The organism is Streptomyces cyaneus (genome assembly GCF_004028635.1).
Classification (GTDB): domain Bacteria; phylum Actinomycetota; class Actinomycetes; order Streptomycetales; family Streptomycetaceae; genus Streptomyces; species Streptomyces cyaneus.
Map to the genome: position 1 here is coordinate 66,472 of NZ_RQJW01000008.1, position 21,165 is coordinate 87,636.

A 21,165-nucleotide genomic window follows, 5' to 3' on the forward strand; every position below is an offset into this window, starting at 1 on the left:
TGTGCATCCCACGCACCCCACGGCCTATCTGGCCGCTACCACCGACAAGAATCTCGAACTCGTCCTGCACGTCCTGCCCGCGATCGTGGTCATCCTGGTCGCCTCGGCCCTCTGCGGACGCCTCGCCCTCCTGGTGAAGCAGCCGCGGGTGCTGGGAGAGATGGTCGCCGGCGTGCTGCTCGGCCCCACCCTGTTCGGCGCCCTGTTCCCCGAGGCGCAGAAGGCGATCTTCACCGCCGATGTGAAGCCGATCCTCTACGTCCTGAGCACCATCGGCCTGACCGTCTTCATGTTCCTGGTCGGCGCCGGCCTCGACCATGGTGGCGGCACCGGCGGGAAGGACACCAAGAACGCCGCCGTCCTGGCCATATCCGGCATCATCCCCTCCCTGCTGCTCGGCGCCGGCGCCGGCTACCTCCTCTACGACCGGCTCTCCCGCCCCGACGTGACGTCCTTCGAGTTCGCCCTCTTCATGGGCGGCGCCCTGTCGATCACTGCCTTCCCGATGCTGGCCCGCATCCTCTATGAGCGCCGGCTGGAGAACACCCCGCTCGGCCGGATGACCCTCCTGGGCGCCTCCATCGACGACGCGGCGGCCTGGTGCTTCCTCGCCGTGCTGTCGGCCATGCACTCCGGGGGCGGACCCATGCAGGTCCTGCGCATGATCGGCTTCACCGCCCTGTTCGCACTGGTCATGCTGACCGTCGTGGCCCGGATGCTGCGCCCGATGGGCGCCAAGGTCGAACGCACCGGCCACTTCGGTTTCGACCAGATGTACATCGTCCTGGGCATCGTCCTGTTGTCGGGACTGTTCACTGACTACATCGGCATCTACTCCGTCTTCGGCGGCTTCATCGCCGGACTCGCCATGCCGCGCAACCCCGCCTTCCGCGCGGCCCTGCACAACCGCATGATGGACGTCGTCTGCGTCCTCCTTCTGCCGATCTTCTTCGCCTTCTCCGGCCTCAACACCGAGCTCGGCGGCGTCACCGGATGGGCCATGATCGGCCCGTTCCTGCTGATCCTGGCGGCGGGCTTCGTCGGCAAGTACGCGGGCTGCGCCCTCGCCATGCGCGGTGTCGGATTCTCCTGGCGCGAGTCCTGGGCGGTCGGCGGCCTGATGAACGCCCGCGGCCTGATGATCCTCATCTTTATCAACATCGGCCTCGCCCAGGGAATGATCAGCAAGGACGTCTTCTCCATGCTGGTACTGGTCGCGGTCATCACCACCGCCGGCGCCGTACCCCTGTACCGCTGGGCACTGCCCGAGCGGCTCGAACAGCGGATGTCCCCACCGGCACCACAGCCCGAGGCGGCCTCCGGACCAACCCCGGCCGAGGCAGAGCCCGTACACGCCTGACCCACCGGCCGGCCGGACGCGTAGGCGCCCGGCCGGCCCTCACGTCATCACCCGCTTGAAATCCTTCGTTTCCCCGCACGGGAGCAGCCATGCCCAACAGCGTGAACGGCGTCGCACTCGCCGTCTTCATCTTCTTCTTCCTGGCCGTCACGGTCATGGGCTTCCTCGCCTCGCGCTGGCGCAAGGCCGACAACGAGCACAGCCTCGACGAATGGGGCCTGGGCGGCCGGTCGTTCGGCACCTGGATCACCTGGTTCCTGCTCGGCGGCGACGTCTACACGGCCTATACGTTCGTGGCGGTCCCGGCGGCGATCTACGCGGCGGGCGCGGCCGGCTTCTTCGCGGTCCCGTACACGATCCTCGTCTACCCGCTGATCTTCACGTTCCTCCCCAGGCTGTGGTCGGTGTGCCACCGCCACGGGTACGTCACCACAGCGGACTTCGTCCGCGGCCGGTTCGGCTCGAAGGGCCTGTCGCTCGCCGTGGCCTTCACGGGCATCCTGGCGACCATGCCGTACATCGCGCTCCAACTCGTCGGCATCCAGGCAGTGTTGGACGTGATGGGCGTCGGTGGCGGCGAGAACACGAACTGGTTCGTCAAGGACCTGCCGCTGCTGCTCGCGTTCGGCGTGCTGGCGGCGTACACCTACTCCTCGGGGCTGCGCGCTCCCGCCATGATCGCCTTCGTGAAGGACACGCTGATCTATGTCGTCATCGTCGTCGCGATTATCTACATCCCGATCAAGCTGGGCGGGTTCGACGAGATCTTCGCCGCGGCGGACAAGAAGTACACGGACGCCGGTGTGGGCGGACTGCTCCCGGCTGCGGAGGGCCAATGGACTTACGCCACACTGGCGTTGGGCTCCGCCATGGCCATGTTCATGTACCCGCACTCGATCACGGCGACGCTGTCGTCCCGCAGCCGTGAGGTGATCCGGCGCAGTACGACGGTGATGCCCCTCTACACCCTGATGCTCGGCCTGCTGGCGTTGCTGGGCTTCATGGCGATCGCTGCCGGAATCAAGGTCACCAACGGTCAGCTGGCGATCCCACAGCTGTTCGAGACGATGTTCCCGGACTGGTTCGCGGGCGTGGCCTTCGCGGCGATCGGCATCGGCGCGCTGGTCCCCGCGGCCATCATGTCCATCGCGGCGGCCAATCTCTTCACCCGCAACATCTACAAGGACTTCATCAGGCCGGACGCCACGCCTGCCCAGGAGACGAAGGTCTCCAAGCTGGTCTCGCTGCTGGTGAAGGTCGGTGCGCTGGTCTTCGTCCTGACGATGGACAAGACGGTGGCGATCAACTTCCAGCTGCTGGGCGGCATCTGGATCCTGCAGACCTTCCCGGCCCTGGTCGGCGGCCTGTTCACCCGCTGGTTCCACCGCTGGGCCCTGCTGGCCGGCTGGGGGGTCGGCATGATCTACGGCACTGTCGCCGCGTACGGCGTCGCCTCGCCGACGCAGAAGCACTTCGGCGGCTCGGCGAAGGAGATCCCGGGCATCGGTGAGATCGGCTACATCGGCCTCACGGCATTCCTCCTGAATGTGGTTGTGACGGTCGTCCTCACCTTCGTCCTGAAGGCAGCCAAGGCCCCCGAGGGCATCGACGTCACGTCCCCCGGGGACTACACGGCGGATGCGGCAGAAGCGGAAGCGAAGGCGGCGCCCACCCTCCGTCCGGGCACTTCACCTGCCCCCAACCCCAGTTGAGAGCCAGCCCCGCGCACGTCTATGCCGCCGCCCGGACGCCGATCGAGTCCAGGGCGGCGGTCACCGTCTTGTCCAGCGTCGCGGCATCCCCACCGGCACGGGAGCGCAGGTTGACGCCATAGGCGAGCAGCGCCAGCAGATCCGCGGAAGCTCCGGGGTCGGCGCCGGGGGCGAGCTGCCCCTCGCGGTCAGCGGTGACGAGGGCGGCATACAGTGCCTCGCGCAGCCCTCGGTGGTGCTGGTCCAGGACAGCCCGTACCTCAGGATCGCTGTTCTCAGCCCCGGCGTGCGCGTTGGAGACCATGCAGCCCCAGCGGGCGTACTCACCCGAGCAACGCGCCTCGATCAGGCCGCCGAAGAACTCGGAGATCGCGGGCAGGCCCCGCTGGTCCTCGGCCAGGCGCCGGAACATCGGCTGGGACCGCTGCTCCATGTAACGGCGCAGCGCGGCGAGGTAGAGCTCCTGCTTGCCGCCGAACGTGGCGTACAGGCTGGAACGGTTGAGCCCGGTCGCGGTCACCACGTCCTGGATCCCGGTCGAGGCCACGCCCTGCCGCCAGAACAGCCGCACCACGGTCTCCAAGGTGGCATCCGGATCGAAGTGCTTGATGTCCGGCATGTTTCACCCCGCCATCTTGAAATAGGGATTCCAAGATACTCCCCGTTCAGCACGCCGCAAAGGTGCTGACAGATACAGAGCGGGGCAGGTCGCCCCCCAGCGCGAAGGCGTCCAGCTTCGTCCACGATCCGCCCGGTGGGTGCCCGCGCGCCGCGACCATGCCCCCATGAATCGCATACCAGCCCTCTGGACGGCCGCGTACGGGTCGCAATCACCCCGCCTCCGCCGCCTCGTCGCCCGCCGTGTGGTCCACCTCGGCGCTTTCATCCGGGCTCTCGCCCTGGCCGACCATCGCCCCTTCACCAGCCTCTGACACATCGACACCTCCGCACGGCTGGCGCGGGACTACGCATACCCTTATCTTGGAACGACCGTTTCAAGATTTGTTCGCGGGTACCGCTCGGACGCTTCGTCGTGGCCGGTCCCGCTCCAGTCGCCAACCGGAGGAACGAGCACCATGACCACCCTCAACACTGAACTTCGCACCTTCTACGAAGCACGTCAGCAGCAGATCCCCGCCGAGATCCGGGAAATCATGCGGCGGGCCGGCCAGGAACTCGCCGACTCCGGTCAGTCCGACCGAGCCTTGACCGTGGGCGACAAGGCCCCACGCTTCAGCCTCCCCTCCGCGACCGGGCAGACCTTGACGCTGGACGCCCTGCTCGCCGACGGCCCGGTCGTCCTGACCTTCTACCGCGGCGCCTGGTGCCCGTACTGCAACATCGCCCTGCGCTCCCTCCAGCAGCACCACGAGGCCATCACCGCTCGCGGCGCCCGCCTGGTGGCCGTCTCCCCGCAGATCCCCGACGAGTCCCTCACCCTGACCGAGAAGCACGACCTCGCCTTCGACGTCCTCAGCGACATCGGCTCCGACACCGCCAAACAGTACGGCCTCGCCTTCGACCTCCCCGACGACCTCGCCGCCGTCTACGACAAGCTCGGCTTCGACCTCCAGCGCGTCAACGACGGCCACCCGCGCACCCTGCCGCTGCCCGCCACGTACGTCATCGACCGCGACGGCGTGATCCGCTGGGCCTTCGTCAACACCGACTACACCACCCGTGCCGAACCGGCCGACATCGTCGACGCGCTGGCCTGAAGCAGGCAGCCTGACCAGCATCAGTGCTGTCAGGCACGGGCGAGTTCGGCAGCGCCGAAGGAGACGTTGAACCGGTCGCACCAGATGCTGACACTGCTGAACCGGGCCGGATCGACGTCTTTGGGCACGACGTAGTTCTGGCTGCCCTTGTTGCCCTTCAGCTTGCCGAGGCTGACGTACTCGCCGTCGTCGAAGACCCCCCAGCCGGCCCGGCCATCCTTCACCGGCGCGTCCGTCAGCCACACGCGCAGATCCGGCCCATTGCTGGTGTCGAGGTCCTCCAACCGCACGACATGGGAGCCGTCGGCCAGCCGCACGAGCCTGACCGTGCCCGCCGTCGCATGCGCATGACTGATGAGGTCACCGCTCGCCAGCGTCACGGGTCCGGTCGGGGCCGACGCGGAGGGCTCACCGGGAGGCGCCTGAGCAGGTTCCTTCGAAGCGTTCACGGTTTCGGGCAGTGCCTCCTGGACCGTCTCGTCCTGCCACAGCTTCCAGGGCTGGAACCAGTACAGCCCGAAGCCGACCCCCGCAACGGCCAGCACCAGCACCCCGATCCCCCACGGCTTGACCAGCACGGTCCGCACCCGCCCATCCTGTCCCTCCTCCTGAGAGCCATCCGTCATCGCCCGATTGAACGGAACGAACGGCGCTCCCGACGCCGGCAGCTGATTACGGAACACTTACGTCGTGGTCCTACCTTCACGCAGCCGGCTTCGCCGACCAGGCCATCAGCCGCATGCTTGCGGCACGCTGGGGCCGGGAGGGACGAATCCGAGTGCCCCAGAGCATGGGCCTGACCAAGGCCAATGGCCGCGACAGCATCCGGCAGATGCGCTCTTCCAGGAGCGTTCCGAGACCCCGAGGCCAGCAGGAGGCCGACCAGGATCAGGACCGCAGTGATCCAGGGTGTTTCAGGCGCCTGGGGCGCCCTGGGCGCGTGTGCTGTGACCGGCGACGCCAGGCGTGCGGATCAGGGGGAGGCGAGGGGCACATGGCGCCCTCCCAGGGCGGAAAGATTCTGCCTTCTCAGTACAGCACCGCCCCCGATCGACCGCCCGATGGTGGCCGCCCCGTGCTCCGTCCCGGGCACACGCCGATCCGTGCCCGTTCGGCCTAACAGCAGGCGCGGGGCCTGGGGCACCTCCATAGGGTCGCGGTGACGATCGTGCAGGCCACCGGTCGAAAGGAATGACCCATGCGGATACGCACCGCGTTCACCGCCGCAGTGGCGGTTGCCCTCGCCACCGGCCCCTTGGCCGGCCTGGCACATGCCCAACCCGATCTGGACTGCCGCGACTTCGCCTTCCAGGAAGACGCCCAGGCAGAGCTGAACCGAGACCGCAGCGACCCCCACCGGCTGGACGAGGACCAGGGGCCGGACGACGGCATCGCCTGCGAGGTCCTGCCCCGCAGAAGCACCACCAGCACGACAGCAGCCACCCCTCTCCCCAGCCGCGGCGTCCAGGGCGGCATCGGCGGCAGCACCGGCCCCGCCGACTACGAATGGGCTCTGGGCGCAGCCCTGGCCTGCACCTCCCTCGCTGCGGGAGCTGCCTACGCTGCTCGGCGGCGCCGAGGCGCCCGCCCGCGAAGGCACTGACCGGCCACTGCTCGGACGACGGCGGCCACAAGACCCTGGGCCGCCAAGCCGGCCGGGCCACCCGCGGTGGGATGGGCTTCGACTACATTCACTCCGCCGTCGACGACCACTCCCGCTTGGCTACAGCGAGATCCACCGCTACGAGGAAGTCGCCACCTGCGCCGACTTCCTCACCCGCTCAGCCGTGTTCTTCCAGGCTCACGGCATCACCCGCATCGAACGCGTGCTGACCGACAACGCCTGGGCCTACCGCAAGGCCCTGGCCTGGAAGCAAGCCCTCGCCGAGATCGGCGCCACCGGCTAACTGACCCGCATCTACCGGCCCCAGACCAATGGCAAGGTCGAACGCTTCTACCGCACCCTGCTCGACGAATAGGGCCTACCTGCAGCCCTAACCAGCAGCACTGAACGCTCCGCCGCCCTGGCAGACTTCCTCCACGCCTACAACCACCATCGCTGCCACACCGCACTCGGCGGCCAGCCACCCCAGCCGCGTGAACAACGCTCCGGGTCAATACATCTAGCGCACTGGTTCCCTGTGTACCGTCGGCACGGCTGCCGCAGACGAGGCAGCGCGCACTGAACGGCACCTGCCCGTGCCCGTGGTCGTCGCCCACGGCATCCTCGCCGCCATCATGCTGGTCCTGGTGCTCCTGACCGCCCTCGAGCTGACAATGAGGCGTTGTCGCACAGGCGCGGTTCGCAGCGCCCGAGTGCACGGAACGTCTACAAGCCGGCGCGTAGTTGTGCGATGACCGCAGCGAGCTCCGGTTCAGCGGCGAGATCAAGCGGGAGCACGTCGCCGCCTTGTCCTCGCCGATAAAGCATCGCACCGGGCGCGAGGAGCAGTTCGGCGACAGGATCCACCTGGTTCCAGTTGAGGGTGGCCAGCCGCTCTCGAGTGAACCGTCCGGCGTAGATCGCGGCGAGGTAGTCCTCCGGTTTGTGGGTGTCGGGGTCCTGCCGGACGACCAGGATTGTCACTTCCTTGACGCTGGGCGCCGCTGCCAGAGTCTCCTTGACGGTTGCCAGGACGGTGGAGGCCAGCGCGCGTACATACAGGCTGTTCCGCTCTGCTTTCGTGCGTTTGTGCAGGGTCGGCTTACCGGATGGGGTGGTCGCCTGCTTGCGCTCCGGCACCATCGCCGGTGGCGGGAAGGCGACGACCACCGTTGCCGCGGTACCGGTGCTGTCGATGGGTGCCGCTGGGGAGACGTTGTCCTCAAAGGCGGCTTCCAGGGCCGCGATGACGGTGACCGGGTCGCCGCTGGTCAGTCGGGCCCATTCCGCTTCGGCGGCCGCTTGGGCCGCTGTGCGCTCGTCGGCTCGGCGTGCCGTCTCCTCTCGGAGTGCTGTGGGGAACCGCTTGTCGGCCTGCTTGCGCGCAGTGGATCGGTTTCGCATCTTCCACCGCGGAATCTGTTCGAGCGCCTGTCTGCGCAGCATGCTGCGCAGGTCTTTCGGATCGACCGGCGTTGGTTCCGGCAGCACTGGAGCAGCAGCGGGTGTGAATTCCTCCCGGTGCGCGGAGACGAGTGCCTGCTCGACCCGCCCCACCGCTTCGTATCGGGCGGCCTTCTCCGCGGCCCGTGCCTGGCGCTCCAGTGCGGTCAGAGATGTGCGGGGTGCGCGGCTACGTGACCGGCCCCCGAGGCTGGTGCCGTAGGTGATGGGTCCAGCGCCGGTGGAAAAGCCTGCCCTGCCTGCGCCGACGTGCAGACGAGCCGCCCGCGGCCCCATGCTGGTGCAGATTCCACGGGAGGAGGCGCTCACACGGAGTCCAGGCGCGATCTTGATGGAAAGGCCCATGGTTCACCTTTCCGGCGTCCAATTAGTTGCTCTCGCAGCCGATGCCGTCACCGTCGCGGTCGAGACGGTGGGGGTCGCCGGGTCCGACCGGGACAGGTCCGTCCAGGTCGGAGCAGTCCAGGTCGGGCGGCGGCGCTGGAAGATAGGCGTCCTCCGGAGCGGTCGGCTCCGGAGTGGCGGGGGGCGCCGGAGTCTCTGCCTCCTTGCCGCAGGCGGACCACAGCCCTGCCCCAGTGTCCTTGGCGTCGCTGCCGGCCTGGGAGATCGTCTGCCAGTACTTGTCATTGGGCCGGTAGAGAACCGCCTCGGCATGCCCTGTGCTCACCAGGGAGTGGTTCACAAACTCCTCTTGGTCGTTCCACACGTACAGCAGATAGCGGTCGTACTGGTCTTTGAGGTCCTTGTCGCGTTCGATGCGCACGCTGGAGCCCACGGGCAGTAGTACCGCGATACGGGCGGACGATTCATCGCTGTAGCAGGTGCCCACCTCCGGGGCGTCGATTTCCAGGAGGCGGACTGTCGCGGTCTGGCCCTTGGGGAGGATTCCGCCGTCGCCGCGGACTTCGATGGTGTCACCGTCGACGATGCGCTCGACCACATGGCCCGCGACGCTCCGACTCTTGGTGGCTGGAGGAGTCTCGCTCGGGGGCGCGATCTCGCTCTCCTCCCCTTCCGCCCCTCCCCCCTGAGGGGCTGGTTCGTTCGGCGGAGACGTCTCTTCGGGGACCTCGCTGGCTGGCGGCGGTTTGGCGCCTCCGCCGTCTCCGCCGGAGGACCCGAGTGCTGCGGCAATGATGATGAGAATGAGCGTCGCGGCGATCCCCAGCAGGATCTTGGTGAGGCGGCGCATCTTCTTCGGGGCAGATGAGTCCGGTTCGCCCCGCTGAGGCGCCTGTGGGTCCTGCGGCATGACAGTGTCCTAATGAAAAAGCATAAGTATCACTAACCGTAGACTCGGGAAAATTCACATACAAGGGGATAGGTAAAGGCATTTCTTGCAAGGGACCCCGGCGCCTGTCGGGAGACGTGAACCAAGAAGTTTCGGAATTACGCGACCACGCCACTGAGCCTCGCCCCCCGCATCACGGTGCAGGCCAGGCAGGCTAGAGGGGGCGCCGGTGAGGGCCGCGCGGGCCAGCCACACGTGATTGGGAAGTGGGGTGCCCGCCGTGTTCTATTACGCGCTCAAGCACGTCCTCCTGGTGCCGCTGCTGCGGCCCCGTGCCCGCGGTGGTGCTCCCATTCGGGGCGAGGTCGTCCTGGGCGTGGACACGCACGGCGAGGTTCCTGTTGCGGCCGTGGTCTCCCCGCTGGGGAAGGCCCTGGGAACCGATTCTTTCCTCGTACGCCGCCCCAGCCGGGGATACGTTCTGCAATCGATCTACGACGGTCAGTGGCCGAGGTGGCGTGGTATTCCGGCTTCAGCGAATCTGCACATCGAATGCGTAATCGCGTCACAGTGCGCCAGGGACCCGCATGAGCGCCTGCCGCATGATGCCCTGTTGGTGCGGAGTATCCCGTTCGAAAACGTAGTCGCGGCACCGGCTCGGTCCCGGTGCCGCGTGGCATGTAGAGAAGCTGCCCGCAAGTCGTGTGCGGGTCTGCACGAATGAGTAGCCTGTTCGTTCAACTTCCTGGATGCGTGCTCCGGTTGATTGGTCGCCCGGTGTGCCCCGTGCTTTGATCCTCTGCACCGCGGGAGCCGCGCGAAGGTCTCCGGAAACGGGTGTCGCGTGCACCTGCGGCCGAGGCCCGCTATCTGTCCCCAGCGGGGCCGCCCCCCTTGTGGATCATCCATACGAAGGGAAGTTTCATCATGAACTCCGCTCCCCAGGTTCAGACCGTTGAGATCTCCGACGCCGCGCTCGACAGCGTCTCCGGCGGCCTGAACCCGCACGCCAGCCTCGTCGCCGGCCCCACGGCGGTCAGCAGCGCTGATGTGCTGGCGCAGCTCGACGCGGTCAAGAACGAGGTGCTGGGCGCCGCCGGCCAGCACAACCACGTCGGCGTCAGCGCCTCCCTCTGACCTGCAGTCCGACCGCGAGTCGGTGATGCCCTGCCAACCTGACGGCTGGGTGTTGGCGGATGTAGGCGGTACGGAAGGTGAAGCTCCTGGCGGCATCGGGCTGTTGACCAAGATCACGCCGCTGCCAGGAGCTTCGGTTGCTCGTTCCCCCATCGTCGAGCGATGGGTCCAGCCGCCCCGCGGTACGTGACCGGGCGATTCAGTGCCCGACTGCATGAGAACGCGACACGGAGTGGCACTGGCCGGCCGTCAAGTCCCCAGTGGCAGGGCAAGATCGGACGAGAGACCATGCGAGCGAAGACGCGCTCGATGAACCGTGACGTTCCGTTGGGGGAGTGGCGTCTGAGGGTTGGGACACTTCTGTGAGGTCTGCGCTGCAGGCCGTGGGGGCGTCGGGGGGACAGCCCGTCTGCCCTACGGTGCGGGTTCGTCAAGGCCCGCTACGCGCTCGCGACGAACGAGGACTGCTTGGGCATACGGTGGAACCCGTCGCATGCAGGCGTATGACGGGGAATTGGGCGCGGCCGTCGCTCGGGCCCTGGAAGGTGACGAGGCTGCCTTCGCGGTCGCGTACCGGATCGTGCATCCCGGACTGCTCGGCTGTCTGCGCGGACAGCGGTCACGTGTGACACATCAGATGCGTGGTGCGCTGTAGGGAGCGACCCGATCACGAGGGTTGAGGGGCCCGCCCTCTGTGGAGGGGGCAGCGGGTTCCAACGTGCAGGGGCAGGCTGGTTCGCCCCCGTGACCGGTCTGCCCCTGCACGCCAGACTTACGTCGGCCGACGTGTACGGAGCGCGTGGTGGTCGGGTGCCCAGCGGGCACAGGTACCGGAACTCCTAGTGGATCTACCAGGCAATCCGGAGTGGTGTACGGGCTGTGCCATGCGCTGCGCATCGACCTCTCCGGAGACGTCCTTGCTGCGCGCCCAGTAGCAGTTCTCGAACGCCGCTTCGGCCGGCTCTGCCGTCTTGTACGTGCCTGGCTCCATGTCCTCGCCGACGTCGAGCACGCCGTCGCCAGGAATTCTCAGGTTGGGCCTTCGGCTTCGGTCTCCCGAGGCTGGGAGTCGCAGTCTCAGTGCTGTCTCGGTGCCTTTTTCAGTGGTGGTCTTCGCGATGCGGCGTGCTGCGCAGGGCGCGGGCGATCAGCAGGGCGACATCGTCGTGGTTGTCGGGGTTCCGTAGGCCGTGAAGGAGTCGGTCGCAGATTTCTTCCAGCGGGGAGTCGGGTGCGTCGAGGAGGCGGAGGAGGGCATCGAGGCGTTCGTCGATGGGCTGGTGGCGGGTCTCGACCAGTCCGTCGGTGTACAGGACCAACCGGTCGCCGGCAGCGAAGCGCACGGTGGTGGTTTCGAAGGGGATACCGCCGACGCCGAGGGGAGTGCCGGTAGGCAGCTCGAGCAATTGGGGGTGCCTGCCGTGGCGGATGAGGACGGGGGGCAGGTGGCCTGCGTTGGCGATGTGGCACTCGCCGCGGTGGGGATCGTAGGCGGCGTAGATGCAGGTGGCGATGTACTGCTCCAGCCCGGAGGTGATCGCGTCGAGGTGCTCCAGGACCTGGGCGGGGTCGAGGTCCAGGCGGGCGAAGGCAGTGGTGGCCGTGCGCAGGCGGCCCATGGTGGCGGCGGCGTCGATGCCGCTGCCCATGACGTCGCCCACGACAAGCGCGGTCTTGTCACTGCCGAGTGCGAGGACGTCGTACCAGTCGCCGCCGATCTCGTAGGCGGCCTGTGCGGGCAGGTAGCGGGTGGCGACCTGCAGGCCGGGCAGGCGGGGCGGGTGCTCGGGGAGAAGGCTGCGCTGCAGGGTCTCGGCGGCGTTGCGCACGCTCTGATGCGTGCGGGCGTTGTCGATGCACACCGCGGCGCGGAAGGCCAGTTCGGTCGCGATGGCGAGGTCGTCCTCGTCGAAAGGCCGCGGATCGCGGGCGCGGCTCAGCCCCAGGAAGCCGAGGACGGTGCCGCGTGCGATGAGCGGAACCGCCATGTAGGAGTGCACTCCGGCGCGGGCCAGCAGCGTAGCGGCGTGCTCGTCGCGGGCGATGCGCGTCAGGTCGTTGCCGTCGGCGTGGCGGATCAGGACGGGCCGCCCGGTGCGCACACACCGGGTGGCGAAGCGGTCGGCGTCGTAGGCGGTGATGTGGCCGGGCGGATCGGCGGCGTGAACGGCGTCGGTGGGGTAGGCGGCCTTCACCGCGAGAGCACGGAAGAGCGTCGGGCTGTCTCTGGTGGCGGGGCGGTGCTGGTCGAGGACGGAGTCGAGTACGTCGACGGCGACCAGGTCGGCGAAGTCGGGAACGGTGACGTCGGCCAGTTCCCGGGCGGTCTGGTCGATCTCCAGGGTGGTGCCGATGCGGGCGGAGCCGTCGGCGATCAGGGCCAGGCGGCGCCGCGTCTCGGTGGCCTCCAGGGCCGCCTGGTACCGCTCGGTGACCTTCACCACGATGTCGGCCACCCCGAGAACGCGGCCCTGGGGGTCCTCCAGCCGGTACAACGAAATCGACCAGGCGTGCTGGTGTCCCGGGTCCGCTGGGGTGCGGCCGACGATGGTGGACTGGTCGACCAGGGGTATCCCGGTCGTGAGGACCTGCCGCATCGCGGCCTCGGGCACCTCGAACTTCGTGGCCTTCATGATCTCGCGGTAGCGGCGGCCGAGGTGCTCCCTCGCGGGAATGCCGTGCATCCGCTCCAGAGCGGGGTTGACGGCCACGTACCGCAGATCGGTGTCGAGGAAGGCGATCCCGATCGGGGACTGGGCAATCAGCCGGCTGGACAGGGCGACATCCCGCTCCAGCTCGCGCAGCGTGGAGGAGTCGGTGCCCAGCCCCAGGGCGAAGAAGTCGCCGCTGTCGTTCAGCAGCCGCATGTTGCGCAGCTCCACCAGCCGTGTGGTGCCGTCCTTGCACCGGATGGGGAACGTGCCGGCCCACCTCTGGCCGGTCGCCATGACGTCGGCGAACGTCTTGATCACCCAGTCCCAGTGCTCTTCGTGGACGAGCAGCTGTGCGCCGTACTGCCCGAGGGCCTCCTCAGCGGTGTAGCCGTACAGCTCCTCGGCCTGCGGGCTCCACAGGACCACCCGTCCCTCCGCGTCCAGCAGCACCGCCGCAACGCCGAGTAGATCCATCAACCCGCTCGGCTGCGACGGCTCGTCCTCCGGCCGGCGGTCGTCCGCCCGGCCGAGGTCCGCGGGGGGCCGTTCATCGCTCATCGCCAGCACTCCTCTCGCCGGCCGGCGACGCGTGGACCATCCGCCGGCCAGGCTGGAGCGGGACCTGTCTTCGTCAGTAGGCGCTTCGGCTTCCATGGTCCCCCCGGACCACCAGACAACACACCCCCGTCCCCCACCGCGCCGCCCGGACAGGTCGAGTTCCGGGCGTACAACACTTGCCCAGCACCTTGGGAGTCGGCTTCATCAATGCCCTGCCGTCCGCCGCCAGCGCCTGCCCCACTGGCAGCCGACAGGACCTTGCGTTGCCCGTAGGGCCGGCCACATCCTGCACAGCATTTACTGGCAGAACATGACCGGCCCGAAGAACGGCGGCGGCGAGCCCCTGGCCGCCGACGGCGTGGGCGACCTCGCCGACGCGATCACCGAGTCGTTCGGCTCCTTCGCCGGCTTCAAGGCCCAGCTCACCAAGGCCGCCGCCACCACCCAGGGCTCCGGCTGGGGCGTCCTGGCCTACGAGCCGCTGAGCGGGCGGCTGGTCGTCGAGCAGGTCTACGACCACCAGGGCAACGTCGGCCAGGGCCCCACCCCGATCCTCGTCTTCGACGCCTGGGAGCACGCCTTCTACCTGCAGTACAAGAACCAGAAGGTCGACTTCATCGACGCCATGTGGGCCGTCGTCAACTGGCAGGACGTGGCCAAGCGCTACGCCGCCGCGAGAGAGCGCGGCGACAGCCTGCTGCTCGCGCCGTGATGGCGTAACACCCCACAGATGTCCCGCTCGTGATCGTCTTCTCACCCCCCTCACGGCAGGCAACCCAGGGAAGGGCTCCCGCGAGGACCGTGCTCGCGGGAGCCCTTCCGCTGTGGCGGCCGACCCGCGGCTCTGTAACTCTACGAATCGGTCTCGATCCGGGCCGCGGCTTGGGCTGCGGGGGTGGTGCGGCAATCATGGGGCCATGTACCGTCCCGTCCGTTTCCACACCCCCGAGTGGTTCACGGCCGACGATTCGACGCTGAACGTCGCGCTCGTGTACCCGATGCAGGGGCCTGCCGGGGTGTTCGGTCCCACCTGCGAGGCGTGTGCGCGGCTGGCCGCCGAGGAGATCAACAAGGCGGGCGGTGTCCTGGGCAAGGAGCTGCGGCTGCTCGAGGTCGACGGCGGTGCCGAGCCACAGCAGGTGGCGGAGGACGTCGAGGCCCTGGTGGCGACGGGCACGGTGCAGGGTGTCACGGGCTGGCACATTTCCTCGGTACGGCAGGCGGTGGCTCCGCGGATCGCGCACCGGGTGCCGTACGTCTACACGGCCCTGTACGAGGGCGGCGAGCGCACCGACGGCGTCTACATGACCAGCGAGACCCCCGCATGGCAGCTGCTGCCCGCGATGCGGCTGCTCGCCGAGTCACGCGGGGTGCGCCGCTGGTTCGTCGTTGGCAACAACTACGTCTGGCCCCGGCACACCGCCCGGGCCGCCCGCCGCTACGCACGCGACTCGCGCGGCCGGGTCTGCGGCGAGGCGTACCTGCCCCTCGGCACCGACGATTTTCACGACGTGCTGCGCCGGATCGAGCACGCCGACGCCGACGCCGTACTGATGCTGCTGGTCGGCAGTGACGCGATCCGCTTCAACCGGGCCTTCGCCGCCTCCGGGCTGGATCAGCGGTGCCTCAGGCTGAGCACGCTGATGGACGAGAACATGCTGGTGGGCAGCGGCCCGGAGGCCACCGCCGACCTCTACAGCACCGCCGGGTTCTTCGCCTCACTGGCCGACCAGAACACCATGGACTTCCACGGCCAGTACGCCGACCGCTTCGGGGTGACCGCCCCGACCCCGGGCAGTCTCGGCGAGTCCTGCTACGAGGGCGTCCTGCTGCTCGCCGCGCTCATCGAACGGGCACGCACCCTGGACGTGTCCGCCATCGGGGCCACCGCCGGCACTGTCTCCTACGAGGGCCCGCGTGGCCTCCTGAGCCTGGACGGCCGGCATGTGCGCCAGCGCATCTACCTGGCGGAGGCGGACGGGCTCGACTTCAACGTCCTCGCCCAACTGCGCGCTCCCCACGACCTGGTGTGACCCGGCCGCTCTCCAGCGCTTCGGCCAGCCGGTCCAGCAGGGTGTCCAGCCGCTCCCCGGCCTCATCCGCGAGCAGGGGCTCCAGCTCCGCCCAGTCGGCCCGTACTCCACGGACCAGCTGCTGCCAGCGTTGCGTGCCCCGCGGTGTGAGGTAGGCCAGGACACGGCGCCGGTCGGCGGGATCGACGCGGCGGAAGACCAGATTCTGGTCGACGAGTTGGTCGATCAGCTTGGTGAGGCTCGGCGCCGGCAGGAAGGCGTGGTCGGCGAGGGCCGTCATGTTGTGTCCCTGGCCGTCGGAGAGCAGGTCGAGGACCCGCCATGCCTCCACCGAACAGTCGAACTCGTCCAGTACGGACTGCACTCGGCGCACGGAGAGACGTTCGGCCCGTGTAAGCAGATGGAGCAGGTCCTGGGGCCGCCGCCTTGCCATCGCACTCCTCCGCTCGAAGCCCTGGTCACCCGTGAGGGGTTGAGCGGAGCCTACCGTCGATCACCTCACCCCTGACAAGAGGAATGGGGAAAACAGATACTTTCCGCAGGAAGCGTTAATTGCTGTCGCCGAGATGCCGTCACCGAGATGCCGTCGCCTACGCATCGTCAGCGACAGCTCTTTCTCGTTGACTTCCTTTTTACTTCCACTAGAAACTGTTCCTCAATTACGCCGAAACGCAGCGGAAACAGTTCCGCCGCAGGCTGTGGACGCACTTCAGCGACCAGCCCGGACGGCACCCCGATACGGCTGGGGGATCCGCGCGCCAACGCCGCCGTTTCTGAAGCGTGCTCCGTCGATTCCCTCCCCAGAGTTTTTCCGCTCTCTTCGCACCGCCCCTTCGGGGCATGGAGGTTTTGTATGTCCGGGCTCAGCATCAGCAGACGTGGCCTGTTGGCCGGTATCTCGGCGGCCGGCGCGTCCGCGGCCCTCAGCGCCTGTGGCGCGAAGACCGGCAGCGACACGTCGTCGGACTCCGCCGCCAAGGCAGACACCTCCGGCAGCACGGTCAAAGTCGGTCTGCTCAACTCGCTGTCGGGCACCATGGCCATCAGCGAGGTCACCGTCCACAACGCGCTGCTGCTCGCCATCAAGGAGATCAACGCCGCCGGCGGTGTGCTGGGCAAGAAACTGAAGGCAGTCAGCCAGGACGGCGCCTCCGACTGGCCGACCTTCGCCGAGAAGGCCGAGGCCCTCATCAAGGACGACAAGGTCGCGGCCACCTTCGGCTGCTGGACCTCGGCGAGCCGCAAGGCCGTCAAGCCGGTCTTCGAGCGCTACAAGTCGCTCCTCTTCTACCCCGTGCAGTACGAGGGCCTGGAGCAGTCGCCCTACATCTTCTACATCGGCGCCACCACCAACCAGCAGATCGTTCCGGCCCTCGACTACCTCAAGAAGCAGGGCCTGACCAAGCTCTACCTGGTCGGCAGCGACTACGTCTTCCCGCGCACCGCCAACAAGGAGATCCAGGCGTACGCGAAGGCCAAGGGCATGACGGTGGTCGGCGAGGACTACGCCCCGCTGGGCTCCACGGAGTTCGGCACCATCGTCAACAAGGTCAAGGACTCCGGCGCGGACGCCGTGTTCAACACCCTCAACGGCGACAGCAACGTGGCCTTCTTCAAGGAGTACAAGTCCTCCGGACTCACCGCGAAGAGCATGCCGGTGCTCTCGGTCTCCATCGCCGAGGAGGAGGTGAAGAGCATCGGTACCCAGTACCTGGAGGACCAGCTCACCGCCTGGAACTACTACCAGACCACGCCCGGCGCGGCCAACACCAAGTTCGTGGCGGCCTACCAGGCCGAGTACGGCAAGGACAAGCCGACCTCCGACCCGATGGAGGCTGCCTACATCTCCGTCTACCTGTGGAAGGAGATGGTCGAGAAGGCGGGCTCGTTCGACGTGGCGAAGGTGAAGGCCGCCTCGGACGGCATCACCCTCGACGCCCCCGAGGGCAAGGTCACCGTCGACGGTGCCACCCAGCACGTCTACAAGACCGCCCGCATCGGCACGGTCGGTGCGGACGGACTGATCACCGAGGTCTGGAACTCGGGCAAGCCGATCAAGCCGGACCCGTACCTCAAGGGCTACGACTGGGCCTCCGGCCTGTCCTGACCTCCGGCCCCCCTCGTGGCGCGACCCGGCCCCCTCACAGGCCGGGTCCGCCCCGCGCCCGCACTCCCGTCCCCGACCCGGAGCCGCTCCATGACGGTCATCCTCAACCAGTCCTTCACCGGCATCAGTATCGGTGCCGTCCTCCTGCTCATCGCGCTCGGCCTGACCCTGACCTTCGGTCAGATGGGCGTGATCAACATGGCGCACGGCGAGTTCATCATGGCCGGCGCCTACACCACGTACGTGCTGCAGAAGTCCATCAGCAGCGCCGGCGTCTCGCTGCTCGTCGCCCTGCCCGTGGCCTTCCTCGTCGCCGGCGCCATGGGCGTGCTCCTGGAGTGGCTGCTCATCCGGCGCCTGTACACCCGGCCGCTGGACACCCTGCTGGTCACCTGGGGCGTCTCGCTGATGCTCCAGCAGCTCGCCCGTGACATCTTCGGCGCCCCCAATGTGCAGACCCACGCCCCGGATCTGCTCACCGGCAACATCTCGCTGGGCGGCGGCATCACCTTGGCCAACAGCCGGCTGTTCATCCTGGGCCTCGCCCTGCTGAGCGTCCTCGCCCTCACCCTCATCCTGAAGCTCACCCCGCTCGGGCGGCGCATCCGGGCGGTCGTGCAGAACCGCGACCTCGCCGAGGTCTCCGGCATCGCCACCGAACGCGTGGACCGCACGACGTTCTTCATCGGCTCGGGCCTCGCGGGCGTGGCCGGCGTCGCGCTCACGCTCGTCGGCCCGATCGGCCCGACGATGGGCACCAACTACATCGTCGACGCCTTCCTGGTCGTCGTCGTGGGCGGCATCGGCCAGCTCAAGGGCAGCGTCATCACCGCCTTCGCGCTCGGCGTCCTGCAGTCCGTGCTGGAGTACTCCACGACCGTGAGCGTCGCCAAGGTCATCGTGCTCGTGGCGATCGTCGCCTTCCTGCAGTGGCGACCCCAGGGCCTGTACACACTGCGCACCCGGAGCCTGGCATGACGACGACCACGACCACTTCCCCGGCGCCCCCCGTGGCCCTGCTGGAACGCTTTCGCGTCCCCGCGGGCTTCGCCCTCGGCGCTGTCCTCCTCCTCGGCGTCGCCCCGCTCGCCCTCTCCGACTTCCGCCTCTCACTGCTCGCGAAGTACCTGTGCTACGCGATCGTGGCCGTCGGCGTCAGCCTCGCCTGGGGCCGCGGCGGGCTCATGGTGCTCGGCCAGGGAGTCTTCTTCGGCCTCGGCGGCTACGCCATGGCCATGCACCTCAAGCTCGCCGACGCGGCCGCCACCGGCCAGACGCTGCCCGACTTCATGCAGCTGTACGGAACCGGCGACACCCTGCCCTGGTGGTGGGAGCCGTTCGCCAACCCGGCCTTCGCGCTCGCCATGACCGTACTGCTGCCCATGGCGGTCGCCGCGCTGCTCGGCTTCTTCGTCTTTCAGCGCCGGGTCAAGGGCGCGTACTTCGCGATCCTCAGCCAGGCGCTGGCCGCCGCTCTCGCCATCTGGCTCGTCGGCCAGCAGGCCACCACCGGCGGCACCAACGGCCTCACCGACATCCAGGGCTTCTTCGGCTACTCGCTGGACGACCCGGTCAACCAGCGGATGGTGTATTTCATCATCGCCGCCGTCCTGCTGCTGCTGATGGCCGCCGCCCGCCAGCTGTTCGTCAGCCGCTACGGCGAACTCCTCATCGCCGTAAGGGACTCCGAGGAGCGCGTCCGTTTCCTCGGCTACAACCCCGCCAACGTCAAGCTCGTCGCGTACGTCATCGCCGCGGGCATGGCGGGACTGGCGGGCGCCCTGTTCGTCCCGGCGGTCGGGATCATCTCCCCGGCCCTGATCGGGATCGTGCCGTCAATCGGCTTCGTCATCGGCGCTGCGGTCGGCGGACGGGCTTCGCTCGTGGGCGCGGTGCTCGGTGCGATCGCTGTGGCCTGGGCGCAGAGCACCCTCTCCGACGCCTTCCCCGCCGCGTGGACCTACCTCCAGGGCTTGCTGTTCGTCGTAGCGGTCGGGTTCCTGCCCGGCGGCCTCGCCTCCCTGGGCATCGTCCTGCGCAAGCGCCGTGCCGGTACTGGTACCGGTACTCGTACGACTGGAGAGACAGCATGAGCGGCGAGGGACTGACGGTCCGCGACCTGCGGGTGACCTTCGACGGGTTCAAGGCCGTCGACGGCGTGGACCTCGACATCCGCCCCGGCGACCTGCGCTTCCTCATCGGCCCCAACGGCGCCGGCAAGACCACGCTCGTCGACGCGGTCACCGGACTGGTGAAGTCCGCCGGGTCGGTCCGCTTCGGCGGCGAGGAACTCATCGGCAAGCCCGTGCACCGGATCGCCCGCATGGGCATCGGCCGTACGTTCCAGACGGCCACGGTCTTCGAGGAACTGACGGTCCTGCAGAACCTCGACATCGCGGCCGGTGCCGGACGGGGTGTGTGGACGATGCTGCGGCGCCGCAAGGGCATACCGGAGGCGGTGACGAAGGCGCTGGAGACCACCGGTCTGACGGAGCTGCACGACCGCCCGGCGGGTGTGCTCGCGCACGGACAGAAGCAGTGGCTGGAGATCGGCATGCTGCTCGTCCAGGACGTGAAGCTGCTGCTGCTCGACGAGCCCGTCGCTGGCATGAGCCACGACGAACGCGAGGCCACCGGTGCACTGCTGCAACGGGTCAGCGAGGACCACACGGTCGTCGTCATCGAGCACGACATGGACTTCATGCGCTCCTTCGCCCGCAGCGTCAGCGTCCTGCACGCGGGCAAGGTCCTCAGCGAGGGCTCGGTCGCCGAGGTCCAGGCCGACCCCCGGGTCCAGGAGGTCTACCTCGGGCGCGCCTCCGAACCCGAGCCCGCGCCAGAACCGGCCGCCGCTTCCGTACCCGTCGCCGAGGAGGCGTGACACCCATGCTGGAGATCAACACCGTTCGGGCGGGCTACGACCGCACCACCGTGCTGCACGGAGTGACCGTCTCCGTCCCGAAGGACGGTGTCGCGGCCGTCCTCGGCCACAACGGCGCCGGCAAGAGCACTCTCCTGCGTGCGGCCATGGGCCTGATCAAGCCGACCGGCGGGACGATCCTGCTGGACGGCGAGGACATCACCCGCCTCGCCCCGCACCAGCGGGTCGCCCGGGGCATGGCCTACGTCCCGCAGGGCCAGCAGTCCTTTCCGCACCTCACCACCGCCGAGAACCTCCAACTCGTCGCGGACGGCCGCGCGGACGGCAAGGAGGCGATCGCCGAGGCGCTGGACCTCTTCCCCGTCCTGCGCGAGCTGTCAGCGCGCCGGGCCGGTCTGCTCTCCGGCGGGCAGCGCCAGCAACTCGCCATCGCCCGCGCCCTGGTCACCCGCCCGCGGCTGCTCCTGCTCGACGAGCCGACCGAGGGCATCCAGCCGTCCGTCGTCGCCGAGATCGAGGAGACGATCCTGGCCCTCGCCCGGCGCGGCGGACTGTCCGTCCTCCTCGTGGAACAGCACGTCGGCTTCGCCATGCGGGCCGCCCAGCACTACTACGTCCTGGAGGCGGGCCGCGTGACCTCCTCCGGCGAGGGCGGAACGGGCGCCGAGCAGACCGTGCGGGCGGCGCTCAGCGTCTGAGGAGGC

Annotated in this window: 20 protein-coding genes and 2 pseudogenes; 15 read left to right on the forward strand and 7 right to left on the reverse strand. The window is 68.5% G+C overall.

Annotation, left to right across the window (positions count from 1 at the left end; genetic code table 11):
- The first annotated feature begins 1 nt into the window (after position 1).
- Together EHO50_RS28575 and mctP are read left to right on the forward strand one after the other, a co-directional pair.
- Positions 2 to 1,360, forward strand: coding sequence for a cation:proton antiporter (locus EHO50_RS28575; RefSeq protein WP_164904970.1), 1,359 nt, complete (start codon positions 2 to 4; stop codon positions 1,358 to 1,360).
- Between the two features lie 89 nt (positions 1,361 to 1,449).
- Positions 1,450 to 3,072 (forward strand): monocarboxylate uptake permease MctP, encoded by a 1,623-nt coding sequence (mctP, locus tag EHO50_RS28580; protein ID WP_128434102.1) that lies wholly within the window; start codon positions 1,450 to 1,452, stop codon positions 3,070 to 3,072.
- Between the two features lie 19 nt (positions 3,073 to 3,091).
- Here mctP and EHO50_RS28585 read toward each other — a convergent pair whose 3' ends face one another.
- Positions 3,092 to 3,691 (reverse strand): TetR/AcrR family transcriptional regulator, encoded by a 600-nt coding sequence (locus tag EHO50_RS28585; RefSeq protein WP_128434103.1) that lies wholly within the window; start codon positions 3,689 to 3,691, stop codon positions 3,092 to 3,094.
- 166 nt (positions 3,692 to 3,857) lie between these two features.
- On the opposite strand from EHO50_RS28585, the gene EHO50_RS44185 reads away from it, so the two are divergent.
- On the forward strand, positions 3,858 to 4,004 hold the full coding sequence (locus EHO50_RS44185) for a hypothetical protein (protein WP_164904971.1): 147 nt from the start codon (positions 3,858 to 3,860) through the stop codon (positions 4,002 to 4,004).
- Positions 4,005 to 4,148: 144 nt separating this feature from the next.
- Entirely contained in the window at positions 4,149 to 4,790 is a 642-nt protein-coding gene (locus tag EHO50_RS28590) for a peroxiredoxin-like family protein (RefSeq protein WP_128434104.1), read from the forward strand.
- A gap of 29 nt (positions 4,791 to 4,819) precedes the next feature.
- On the opposite strand, the gene EHO50_RS28595 is transcribed toward EHO50_RS28590, so the two are convergent.
- Positions 4,820 to 5,416, reverse strand: a complete 597-nt coding sequence (locus EHO50_RS28595) for a DM13 domain-containing protein (protein ID WP_128434105.1) — start codon at positions 5,414 to 5,416, stop codon at positions 4,820 to 4,822.
- A gap of 572 nt (positions 5,417 to 5,988) precedes the next feature.
- Between EHO50_RS28595 and EHO50_RS28600 the strand changes: the two genes are divergently transcribed.
- Complete coding sequence (locus EHO50_RS28600; RefSeq protein ID WP_128434106.1) at positions 5,989 to 6,393, forward strand: hypothetical protein; 405 nt, start codon at positions 5,989 to 5,991, stop codon at positions 6,391 to 6,393.
- Between the two features lie 2 nt (positions 6,394 to 6,395).
- Positions 6,396 to 6,917: pseudogene (locus EHO50_RS28605) on the forward strand (integrase core domain-containing protein); the annotation flags it as partial.
- 202 nt (positions 6,918 to 7,119) lie between these two features.
- Here the strand turns inward: EHO50_RS28605 and EHO50_RS28610 are convergent.
- Positions 7,120 to 8,202, reverse strand: coding sequence for a DUF4236 domain-containing protein (locus EHO50_RS28610; RefSeq protein WP_128434107.1), 1,083 nt, complete (start codon positions 8,200 to 8,202; stop codon positions 7,120 to 7,122).
- Positions 8,203 to 8,224: 22 nt separating this feature from the next.
- Positions 8,225 to 9,112 (reverse strand): thermonuclease family protein, encoded by an 888-nt coding sequence (locus EHO50_RS28615; RefSeq protein ID WP_246101522.1) that lies wholly within the window; start codon positions 9,110 to 9,112, stop codon positions 8,225 to 8,227.
- 906 nt (positions 9,113 to 10,018) lie between these two features.
- Here EHO50_RS28615 and EHO50_RS28620 point away from each other — a divergent pair.
- Complete coding sequence (locus EHO50_RS28620) at positions 10,019 to 10,228, forward strand: hypothetical protein (protein WP_128434108.1); 210 nt, start codon at positions 10,019 to 10,021, stop codon at positions 10,226 to 10,228.
- Positions 10,229 to 10,721: 493 nt separating this feature from the next.
- The gene (locus EHO50_RS28625; protein WP_425472276.1) at positions 10,722 to 10,883 is read left to right on the forward strand and encodes a hypothetical protein; all 162 of its coding nucleotides are present in this window, start codon (positions 10,722 to 10,724) and stop codon (positions 10,881 to 10,883) included.
- 117 nt (positions 10,884 to 11,000) lie between these two features.
- Here the strand turns inward: EHO50_RS28625 and EHO50_RS46250 are convergent, their stop codons facing one another.
- Positions 11,001 to 11,348, reverse strand: coding sequence for an Rv1352/Rv1906c domain-containing protein (locus EHO50_RS46250; RefSeq protein WP_484422070.1), 348 nt, complete (start codon positions 11,346 to 11,348; stop codon positions 11,001 to 11,003).
- A complete protein-coding gene (locus tag EHO50_RS28630; protein WP_128434109.1) occupies positions 11,329 to 13,440 on the reverse strand; it encodes a SpoIIE family protein phosphatase in 2,112 nt (703 codons plus the stop codon). The genes EHO50_RS46250 and EHO50_RS28630 overlap by 20 nt, the downstream gene beginning before the upstream one ends.
- A 274-nt stretch (positions 13,441 to 13,714) precedes the next feature.
- Between EHO50_RS28630 and EHO50_RS28635 the strand changes: the two are divergent.
- Positions 13,715 to 14,152 (forward strand): annotated as a pseudogene (locus tag EHO50_RS28635) (superoxide dismutase); the annotation flags it as partial.
- 205 nt (positions 14,153 to 14,357) lie between these two features.
- Complete coding sequence (locus tag EHO50_RS28640) at positions 14,358 to 15,473, forward strand: substrate-binding domain-containing protein (protein ID WP_128434110.1); 1,116 nt, start codon at positions 14,358 to 14,360, stop codon at positions 15,471 to 15,473.
- Here the strand turns inward: EHO50_RS28640 and EHO50_RS28645 are convergent.
- Entirely contained in the window at positions 15,430 to 15,906 is a 477-nt protein-coding gene (locus EHO50_RS28645; protein ID WP_128434111.1) for a MarR family winged helix-turn-helix transcriptional regulator, read from the reverse strand. The genes EHO50_RS28640 and EHO50_RS28645 overlap by 44 nt on opposite strands.
- 420 nt (positions 15,907 to 16,326) lie before the next feature.
- On the opposite strand from EHO50_RS28645, the gene urtA reads away from it, so the two are divergent.
- The 5 genes from urtA to urtE all read left to right on the forward strand — a co-directional run bounded on the left by urtA (position 16,327) and on the right by urtE (position 21,159).
- Positions 16,327 to 17,580 carry an urea ABC transporter substrate-binding protein gene (gene urtA / locus EHO50_RS28650; RefSeq protein WP_128434112.1) on the forward strand — a complete coding sequence of 418 codons (1,254 nt, stop codon included), beginning with the start codon at positions 16,327 to 16,329 and terminating at the stop codon, positions 17,578 to 17,580.
- A gap of 90 nt (positions 17,581 to 17,670) precedes the next feature.
- Entirely contained in the window at positions 17,671 to 18,558 is an 888-nt protein-coding gene (gene urtB / locus EHO50_RS28655; RefSeq protein WP_128434113.1) for an urea ABC transporter permease subunit UrtB, read from the forward strand.
- Entirely contained in the window at positions 18,555 to 19,673 is a 1,119-nt protein-coding gene (urtC, locus tag EHO50_RS28660; RefSeq protein ID WP_128434114.1) for an urea ABC transporter permease subunit UrtC, read from the forward strand. The genes urtB and urtC overlap by 4 nt, the downstream gene beginning before the upstream one ends.
- Entirely contained in the window at positions 19,670 to 20,461 is a 792-nt protein-coding gene (gene urtD / locus EHO50_RS28665; protein ID WP_128434115.1) for an urea ABC transporter ATP-binding protein UrtD, read from the forward strand. Before urtC ends, urtD begins: the two co-directional genes overlap by 4 nt.
- A gap of 5 nt (positions 20,462 to 20,466) precedes the next feature.
- The gene (gene urtE, locus EHO50_RS28670) at positions 20,467 to 21,159 is read left to right on the forward strand and encodes an urea ABC transporter ATP-binding subunit UrtE (protein WP_128434116.1); all 693 of its coding nucleotides are present in this window, start codon (positions 20,467 to 20,469) and stop codon (positions 21,157 to 21,159) included.
- Positions 21,160 to 21,165 lie beyond the last annotated feature (6 nt).